This is a genomic window from Pseudoalteromonas sp. GABNS16E (assembly GCF_028598715.1).
Taxonomy (GTDB): Bacteria; Pseudomonadota; Gammaproteobacteria; order Enterobacterales; family Alteromonadaceae; genus Pseudoalteromonas; species Pseudoalteromonas atlantica.
On sequence record NZ_JAQREZ010000127.1, the window covers coordinates 1 to 1,375 of the forward strand.

2 protein-coding genes are annotated in these 1,375 nt (G+C 44.1%); both read left to right on the plus strand.

Features of this window, described 5'->3' with window-relative positions; all coding sequences use genetic code 11:
• Positions 1 to 322, plus strand: a 322-nt coding sequence (gene tnpB, locus PSI06_RS20910; protein WP_273604800.1) for an IS66 family insertion sequence element accessory protein TnpB, incomplete at its 5' end; no start/stop codon positions are given.
• A gap of 80 nt (positions 323 to 402) precedes the next feature.
• Positions 403 to 1,375, plus strand: a 973-nt coding sequence (gene tnpC / locus PSI06_RS20915) for an IS66 family transposase (RefSeq protein ID WP_273604799.1), incomplete at its 3' end; no start/stop codon positions are given.

The window sequence follows — 1,375 nt, forward strand, 5'->3', positions numbered from 1 at the left end:
GTACTTATGTGCTGAGCATGTGGACTTTCGTAAATCCATCAATGGCCTTGCGGCGTTGGTGGAATGTGAGCTTGAATTACCCGTGCTATCGGGCGCGCTGTTTGTGTTTTGTAATAAAAAGCGCGACAAGTTAAAGCTTCTCTATTGGGATAAGACAGGCTTTGCATTGTGGTACAAGCGACTTGATAAGCACAGCTTTAAATGGCCTAAGCTTAAACGTGACACCATGACACTGAATGAGCAACAATTACATTGGCTATTATCAGGGTATGACGTTATTGGCCATGAAGAAATCAACGTCAGTCAGCACACAGTGACTTAATTACTTAGATCAATTGATGATCATCAAGGTTTAAGTTATTAACCCTATTCATTGTGCATAAAAGCCGTAAAATAAACGGCATGAACGATGTATTTACCTTACAACAACGCATTGCTGAGCTTGAAAAACAGCTTAAATATGAGCGCGAAGTATCTATACAGAAAGATGCTAAAATCGCCTATTTATATGAGCAATTCCGTTTAGCCCAACAAAAGCAATTCGGCAAAAGTGCTGAAGGCTTTGTAGGGCAAGGTGAATTATTTAATGAAGTTGAAGAGATTGCTGAGAAAGCTGAGCCTGAGCAGCAAGGAATTAGCTACACCCGCAACAAGCCTAAACGCAAGCCACTGCCAAAAGACTTACCCCGTGAACAAGTTATCCACGACATAGCAGATAAAAGCTGTACATGTTGCGGTGGTGAGTTACATAAAATCGGTGAAGATACTGCTGAAAAGCTTGAGTTCATTCCAGCACACGTCAAAGTGATTGAACATATTCGCCCTAAATACGCCTGTCGTGAGTGTGAAAAATCAGGCACTGGGTCAACGATAAAGCAACAGCCTATGCCCGCCATGCCCATTAACAAAGGCATTGCCACCGCGAGCTTACTTAGCCAACTCATCACCAGTAAATATCAATATGGTTTACCGCTTCATCGCCAAGAGAGCATGTTTAAGCAATACGGCATTGAGCTGAGCCGCCAAACCATGAGCGATTGGGTGATTAAGTCAGCAGCGCTGTTTACCCCGCTGGTTAAACGGTTAAAAGAAGAATTACTCAAGCAACCACTCCTTAACGCTGATGAAACCACGGTCAATGTGGTGAAATCAGATAAAGTGAATAGTTACATGTGGGTGTACTGCTCAGGTGCTGACTCACCTAAACCCGACAGCCCCATCCCTAACATCGTGCTTTACGACTACCAAACTAGTCGCGCAGCCGCCTGCGTGATGGATTATCTTGATGGCTATCAAGGGTACTTACATGTTGATGGTTATCAAGCTTATGAAAAGACACAGGCCAGTCTTGTGGGGTGCTGGGCGCACGCACGTC